The following is a 7,497-nucleotide window of genomic DNA, read 5'->3' as shown; positions in this document are numbered from 1 at the left end:
GTGCTGTCGGCGAGGACCTGGGGATTGGGAACGACGGCGGCGGCGGCGGGCGTGGCCAGGAGGCCGGCGACCAGCATCAGGGTGCTTAGAGACCTCGGATTCATGGGGCTCCGGGATCGAGTCGAGGCAAGGGAGCGTTCGAGCGGCGAGCGATTCTATCAGCGCCCGGAACGTGGGGCCAGAGAGGAGCGCCCCCGGGGTGGCTCGCGCGGCGCGCCCGCCGACGGTAGATTCCCGCGCGTCCCGGCGCCTCGAGCGCCAGCACGTGGAGGTGATGGCATGAAGAAGTACCTCACCGAGTTCATTGGAACCTTCTTCCTGGTGCTCACCATCGGTCTCTCGGTGCTCTCGCAGACTCCGATGGCGCCGCTGGCGATCGGCTCGGCGCTGATGGTCATGGTCTACATGGGAGGGCACATCTCGGGGGCTCACTACAATCCCGCGGTCACGCTCGCGATCGTGATGCGGGGCAAGCTGCCGGCCAAGGAGATGCTGCCTTATTGGGCCTCGCAGATCCTCGGCGCCTTCCTCGCCAGCATGGTCACGAACGCGATGGTCGGACAGACCTTCGCGCCGTCGCCGTCGGCCGGCGTCGGCGCCATGGCGGCGCTGGTGGGAGAGGTCCTGTTCACGTTCGCACTGGCGCTGGTCGTGCTCAATGTCGCCACCGCGCGCGCGACCGCCGGCAACTCGTACTACGGGCTCGCCATCGGGTTCACCGTGCTGGCGGGCGCATGGGCGGCCGGCCCGGTCTCGGGCGGCGCCTTCAACCCCGCGGTCGGCACCGGTCCGATCCTCTTCCAGGCGATCCTCGGCGGCAGCCTCGGCAACCTGTGGCTCTACTGGGTGGGGCCGCTCCTCGGCGCGGTGATCGCGAGCGTGGCGTTCCGGCTCCAGCACGGGGCGGAGGCCGACTAGCCGTGCATCTCTCGCAGGCGATCATTCGGCGGATGCCGAAGACCGATCTCCACTGTCACCTCGACGGCTGCCTGAGGCCGCAGACGTTGCTGGCGCTCGCCGACGAGCAAGGCGTGAAGCTGCCGCACAGAAGGCTCCCGCAGCTCACGCGCCTGCTGCAGGCCGGAAAGCGCACGCGCAACCTGGCCGACTACCTCAAGATCTTCGACATCACGCTGAGCGTGCTGCAGGAGAAGCACGCGCTCCATCGCGTCGCCTACGAGCTGGTCGAGGATGCCGCGGCCGAGAACGTCCGCCATCTCGAAGTGCGTTACTCCCCGGTGCTCCATCGCCAGCGCCGCCTTGCCTACGACGACATCGTCGAGCCGGTGATCGCGGGGCTCGCCGCGGCGGGGGCCAAGCACGGCGTCACCACCGGCGTCATCATTTGCGGCATTCGCTCGCTGAGCCCGCGCGTCTCCTACGACCTCGCCGAGCTGGCGGTGGCGTACAAGGGCCGCGGGGTGCTGGGCTTCGATCTCGCCGGGCAGGAGAAGGACTATCCGGCCAAGGCGCATCGCGACGCCTTCCTGCTGGTGCTGAAGAACAACGTCAATCTCACGGTGCACGCCGGCGAGGCATTCGGTCCGGCCAGCATCAGCCAGGCGCTCCACCAGTGCGGCGCCCATCGCATCGGCCACGGCACGCGGCTCCATGAAGACCCCGATCTGATGCGCTACGTCAACGACCACCGGATTCCCCTCGAGGTCTGCCTGTCGTCGAACGTGCAGACGCGGGCGGTGCGCACCATGGCCGCGCATCCTTTCGGCCGCTACTTCCGCGCCGGGCTGAGGGTCACGATCAACACCGACTCCCGGCTCGTGTCGGCGACCACCGTCTCCCACGAGATCGCCCTGGCCGCGCGCTCGTTCCGGCTGGGCCCCTACGAGATCAAGCGCATCCTCATCAACGGCTTCAAGAGCGCCTTCCTGCCTTACGCGGAAAAGGCGCGCATGCTGCGGCGCGTGAACCTCGAGGTCGACCAGGTCCTGATGGAAGAGTTCCCCGACGAATACGACCGCCGTGTGACCGGCGTGTAAGCGCCGAACACCTCAGGCATGGCCGACGAGCCGCAGCGACCGCCCCGCAGCGCCGTCGTGCTGCCGTCCTTCCTGTGGCCCGCCGCCGCGGTCCTGCTGTACGTGATCTTCTGGTGGCCGGTGAGGATGTTCGTCGCCGACGACACGTTCATCCACCTCACGTATGCCAAGCACGTGCGCGACGGCCACGGACTCGTCTTCAATCTCGGCGAGCGCGTGTTCGGGACCACCTCGCCGCTCTGGAGTCTGGCGCTCGGCTGGCTCGGCTGGACGCGAATCGATCTGCTGCTGCTCGCGCGCATCCTCTCGGCCGTCTTGGGCGCGCTGGTCGTCCTGCTCGGAGCGCGCGCGTTGTGCCTCCTGCTCGACGACTGGGCGGAGCGAGGCTGGCTCGAGCCGCGCTTCGGATATCGGGCCTGGGCGATCGGGACGCTGGCGTGGGGGGCGGACGTGTGGCTGGCACGCTGGTCGGCGTCGGGCATGGAGAGCTCTCTCGGCGCTCTGCTGGTGCTGGCGGGGTTCGTTTCCTACCAGCGCTCGCGTCCCTGGGGGAGCGCGCCCGGCCGGCCTGGCGCCTGGTGGGCCGTGGCCAGCCTGATCCGCCCCGAAGCGGCGCTGCTGGTCCTGTTGCTGGCGCTGCGCGCGGGGATCGAGCCGGGCTCTCCGCTCGTCCGTGCGCGGCGCGTGGGTGCGGCGCTGCTCCCTGCGGCGCTGCTGGGCGGCGCGTGGCTCGCGTACGCGGCGGCCTTCTATGGCACGGTGATTCCAGTCACGCTCGCCTCGAAGGCCAGCGAAGGGACGCCGTTCATCCACAACCTGGTCATCCAGGCTCAGGAGCTGGCCGCGGACCGCGGGATCGAGCTGATCGCGATCCTTCTCGGGCTGCCGCTGCTGCTGCGCCGGCTGGCGCCGTCGTGGCGCGAGCACCTGGTGCCGCTCGGCTGGCTGATCGGGCTTCCGCTGTTCTATGGCGTCACCCATGTGCTCGGCATCACCCGCTACCTGATGCTGATCACACCGCTGGTCGCGGCGTACGGCTGGGGAGCGATGGCTTTGCTGGCCTCGAGCATGGCGCGGCGTCCCGCGCCGGCCTTGGCCTCGCTGGCGCTCGTGCTGGCCGGTCTGGCGTCGGTGGGCGTCAACGCGTTCGTGCTCGCGCGCCACGTGATGCCGCAAGCGCGGCACTTCGACCGCATCATCCAGGAGACGCTGATCCCGACCGCTCGCTGGTTCCGCGACTTCACGCCACCCCAGACGATGGTCGCGATCGCGCACGTCGGCGTGTTCGGCTATTACAGCGAGCGGCGGATCCTCGACCTCTCCGGCCTCGTCACGACCGAGCTGACGCCCGTGCTGGCGACGTACCAGTACGACCGCGTGATCACCGACCTGCTCTTTCCGGAGCGGGTGCGCCCCGACTATCTGATCGACGTCGACAACGAGTCGCGCCGCTTGAAGACCCGGAGTCCCTACACCGACTGCCTCGACTTGATCGACGAGAAGCCTTACGACTACCGGAGCATTCGCACGCCGGAGCGCGGTTACCTGACGGTGTATCGAGTGGACTGGGGGTGTGTGGATGCAACGCCGCGGCGGTGAGTCGTCCAGGAGCTCTTTTTTCGTCGCCGATGATCCCCTAAGGTGCACCGCACATGACTGACGCCAGGCAGCAAGGCCGTCGCGTCTCCGACTCCGCGACCGAGATGCTCCAGCTCGTACTGCCGCACGAAGCCAACGTGCACGGCTCGGTGCTGGGCGGCACCGTGCTCCACTGGATCGACCTGGCCGCGGCGGCGGTCGCCAACCGCCACAGCCGCCGCCCGGTGGTGACGGCCGCCATCGACGAGATGAGCTTTCTGGCTCCGATTCGCATCGGCGACTTCGCTCTGCTGCATGCGCGACTCACGCTCGTCGACAAGAGCAGCATGGAGATCCGCGTGATCGTCGAGTCCGAGGATCCGTTGAGCGGAGAGAAGCGACACACCGCGACCGCTCACGTCACCTTCGTCGCGCTCGATCCCGACACCCGCCGGCCCGTGCCCGTGCCGCCGCTGATCCTCGAGACCGAGGAGGAGAAGGCCGAGCATGCCCGCGCCATGGAGCGCCGCCGGCTGCGCCTCGAGCGGCGCAAGACGCACCGGACGTAGCGAGCTTCCTGCTACCAGCTCGTCGCCACCGGGCGAGTCCGCCACGGGCCCACCATCGCCGGCTCGCTCGTGGCCCTGCCGAAAGGGCGCAGACCCAGAGCGTCGGTGATGGTCCGCAGGACGGTGTAGTGCGTGATCCTCTCGTCGTGGACGTATCCGGACCGGACGCTTCCGCCCGCGAAGACGGTCAGAATGTGGTTCGAGCCGTCTTCGTCCTCGTCGTAGGTGAGGATGACGAGCCCTCTGTTTCCCACCGCGCTGATCATGGCGGGCAAGTTGCGGCTCAGCCAGTCGTCGCCCGTCGCGATGCTGCAGTCGTGCGTGTTGTTGCAATTGTCGGGGATCACGAACGCCAGGTTCGGCAGGCGGCGGGTCCGGATGTCGGCGCGCAGATCGGAGTAGGGGCGCTCGTTTTGGTGGTTCAGGTTGGACCAATTGGTCCACGGACAGTGCTTGCGCGTGTACAGGTCGTCGTTCCCCGCCTCGCAAACGCTGCTGCCGGCCGCCGGCAGGTGCTCGGAATACGCTCGCCAGGTCAGACCCGCGGCCTCCACGGCGTGTCCGAGATTCTCGGTGTGGTAGGGCGAGCCCTCTGCCGGACAATCGTTGCTGTCGACTCCCATCGTGCTCCCCGACCACAGCGCCAGGTAGTTGGGCTGGGACGGGCGGGTCAAGGCGTAGGAGTTGGAGAACAGGGTCCCCGAAGCGATCAGGCTGGCCGTGTACGGCTCGTTCCTGACATCACTGAAGTTCCTGTTTTCCATGACGACCACGATGACGTGGTCGAGACGGGGCGTCGATCCTGGCGTGCCGGGACCGGGGGAGTCGGAACCGCAGGCGGCCAGGAGAGCGGCCAGGATGGCAATGGATGCGACCGCACACGCCCGGGACGGGGGGCTTTTGCCTGGATGCATCAGCACCTCCAGCGGCCAGTTGAGGCGAGGATTGTACCCGAGGGTGACTTGGCGGGTTGCCCTGGCCCAGTTAGTCTGCGTGGTAGACCGAGCCACCAAACACGGGTTCCCCGCAGCGGGAGGTAGGAACGATGCCGATTTCGATCGTGGTTCCCCAGCTGGGCGAGAGCGTCGCGGAGGGGACCGTGGCCAAATGGCTCAAGGCGGAGGGCGAGCGCGTCCGCAAGGAAGAGCCCCTGGTCGAGATCCAGACCGACAAGATCAACGTCGAGATTCCTTCGCCCGCCGAGGGCGTGCTGAGCAAGATCCTGGTCGCCGAAGGCACGACCGTCCTGGTCGGCACCGAGATCGCGACGCTCTCGGGCGCCGAAGAGCCGGCGATGGCCTCCGCCAAGCCGGCCGCATCCGCCGAAGCGTCCGGTCCCGCGAAGGCCCAGGCTCCTCCTCCACCCCAGGCGCCCCCGGCTCCCGCGGCTCCCAAGGCCGCCTCGCCCGCGCCTGCCAGGCCCGCGCCCGCTCCGGCCGTAGCACCTCAGCACCCGCCGCAGGGCGGCAATGGCCATGGGGATGGCTCAGCACTCGGCGAGGCCCGCAATCTCTCGCCCGCGGTGCGCAAGATCATGCGCGAGCAGAACGTCTCCTCGCAGGAGGTGGCGTCGATCCGCGGCTCGGGAATCGCGGGACGCGTCACCCGCGACGACCTGCTCGAATACCTGAAGAACCGCGGCGCCGCGCCGCCTCCGGCTCAGGCGCCCGCGTCCGCCGCTCCGCCGGCGCCGGCAGCGCCCTCGGCCTTGCCCGCGTTCATGACGGCCCGCACCGAAGCGGCGGCGGCCGGACCGCGCGAAGAGGTGGTGCCGTTCACCAAGGTGCGCAAGCTGATCGCCGAGAACATGCTGCGCAGCAAGCACAGCGCGGCCCACACGCATTGCTTCGACGAGTGCGACATGAGCGCGATCAGCTCACTCAAGAAGGACTGGGGGCCCAAGCTCGAAGCGCAGGGCGTGAAGCTCACCTACATGCCGTTCTTCATCAAGGCCGTAGTACTCGCGCTCAAGGAGTTCCCTTGGGTGAACGGCGAGGTCAAGGGCGACTCGCTGGTGGTGAAGAAGTACTACAACATCGGCATGGCGGTGGGACGCGACGAGAAGGGCCTCATCGTGCCCAACATCAAGGACTGCGACCGCAAGAACCTGGCGCAGATCGCGGCCGAGGTGAACGACATCGCGGGGCGCGCGCGCGGGGATCGCCTGCGACCGGAAGACATCCAGGGCGGCACGTTCAGCATCACCAACGCCGGCGTGTTCGGCGCGATCAACTCCTCGCCGGTCATCAACTTCCCGGAAGTCGCGATCCTCGGCGTGCACAAGATCGCCGAGCGTCCCGTGATTCGCGACGGCCAGATCGTGGCGCGGCCGATGATGAACGCCTCGATCGGCTTCGATCACCGAGTGATCGACGGCGAGCTGGCGGTCAAGTTCCTGCGCCGTCTCTGTGAGCTTCTGGAGCGCCCCGAGCTGCTCTGGTTCTACGCCTGAGTCTCCCGTGAAGCCACTCCAGGTCACCCATCTCGGCCCCACCCCTTACCGGGCGGGGCTCGCGCTTCAGGAAGGTCTGGTGAAGGCCCGGGCCGCGGGGGAGACCGGTGACTGGCTCCTCTATCCGGACCACCCGCCGGTCCTGACCGTGGGCCGGGGCGCCACCGGGGGGAACATCCTGGCCGACGCCGCGACGCTGGAGCGCATGGGGGTCGAGCGCTTCGAGGTCTCGCGCGGCGGGGACGTCACCTGGCACGGGCCCGGCCAGCTGGTCGGCTACCTGGTGTGCGACCTGGAAGGGCGGGACCGGGACCTCCACCGTTTCCTGCGGGGGATCGAAGAGAGCCTGATCCAGGCGCTTGCCGCCTGGGGGATCGAGGGCGAGCGGTCGCCCGGAAGGACTGGGGTCTGGGTCTCCGGGGCCAAGATCGCCTCAATCGGCATCGCGGTCCGCAAATGGGTGAGCTATCATGGATTCGCGCTCAACGTGGCCCCAGACCTGAGGTTCTTCGACCTTATCAACCCCTGCGGCCTCAGCGGCATCCATATGACGTCGCTGGCCGAGCGTCTGGGCGGCAACGCCCCCTCCCTGGCGGAGTCCAGGGAGGTCGTCGCAAGCGCCTGCGCAGGGGCGCTGCACTACCCCGGATGGACCTGGGAAGATGCGGCAACGGCTTGGCGTCTAGCCGGTTCGGACGCCGGGGCGAGGTCGGTGAACGCCGCCTGAGAGCGGCGAGCTGTCGAGTTCAACGCGGCGGGCGACCGCCGCTCGTGAAGGGCCGAAGGAAAGGGAGAACATGCTGACCTTGACGGATGCGGCGAGCAGGAAGCTCGGCGAGATCATCGCGCAACAGGGCGAATCGGTGGCGGGACTCAGAGTCTTCGTTCAGAAGGGCGGATG

General features: G+C 68.4%; 7 protein-coding genes. 6 read left to right on the top strand and 1 reads right to left on the bottom strand.

The genetic code is table 11. The annotated features are described in order from the left end of the window. The first annotated feature begins 279 nt into the window (after positions 1–279). From VFQ05_08060 to VFQ05_08045, 4 genes are read left to right on the top strand one after another with little or no spacing between them, the layout of a single operon-like run. Entirely contained in the window at positions 280–918 is a 639-nt protein-coding gene (locus VFQ05_08060) for an aquaporin (GenBank protein ID HET9326710.1), read from the top strand. A 2-nt stretch (positions 919–920) separates the two neighbouring features. Beyond that, on the top strand, positions 921–1,997 hold the full coding sequence (gene add, locus VFQ05_08055; GenBank protein HET9326709.1) for an adenosine deaminase: 1,077 nt from the start codon (positions 921–923) through the stop codon (positions 1,995–1,997). 18 nt (positions 1,998–2,015) lie between these two features. After that, entirely contained in the window at positions 2,016–3,596 is a 1,581-nt protein-coding gene (locus VFQ05_08050; protein HET9326708.1) for a hypothetical protein, read from the top strand. A gap of 53 nt (positions 3,597–3,649) precedes the next feature. Then, a complete protein-coding gene (locus VFQ05_08045) occupies positions 3,650–4,144 on the top strand; it encodes an acyl-CoA thioesterase (protein ID HET9326707.1) in 495 nt (164 codons plus the stop codon). 11 nt (positions 4,145–4,155) lie between these two features. Here the strand turns inward: VFQ05_08045 and VFQ05_08040 are convergent, their stop codons facing one another. After that, positions 4,156–5,058 (bottom strand): alkaline phosphatase family protein, encoded by a 903-nt coding sequence (locus tag VFQ05_08040; protein HET9326706.1) that lies wholly within the window; start codon positions 5,056–5,058, stop codon positions 4,156–4,158. Between the two features lie 131 nt (positions 5,059–5,189). Between VFQ05_08040 and VFQ05_08035 the strand changes: the two genes are divergently transcribed. Together VFQ05_08035 and lipB are read left to right on the top strand one after the other, a co-directional pair. Continuing rightward, positions 5,190–6,596: a dihydrolipoamide acetyltransferase family protein gene (locus VFQ05_08035; GenBank protein HET9326705.1), complete on the top strand. Its 1,407-nt coding sequence runs from the start codon at positions 5,190–5,192 to the stop codon at positions 6,594–6,596. 7 nt (positions 6,597–6,603) lie between these two features. Further along, positions 6,604–7,323, top strand: a complete 720-nt coding sequence (lipB, locus tag VFQ05_08030; protein ID HET9326704.1) for a lipoyl(octanoyl) transferase LipB — start codon at positions 6,604–6,606, stop codon at positions 7,321–7,323. Positions 7,324–7,497 lie beyond the last annotated feature (174 nt).

The organism is Candidatus Eisenbacteria bacterium (assembly GCA_035712145.1).
GTDB lineage: Bacteria > Eisenbacteria > RBG-16-71-46 > RBG-16-71-46 > RBG-16-71-46 > DASTBI01.
The sequence above is the reverse complement of the archived record's forward strand: the minus strand, read 5'-3'. Positions and strand labels throughout refer to the sequence as shown.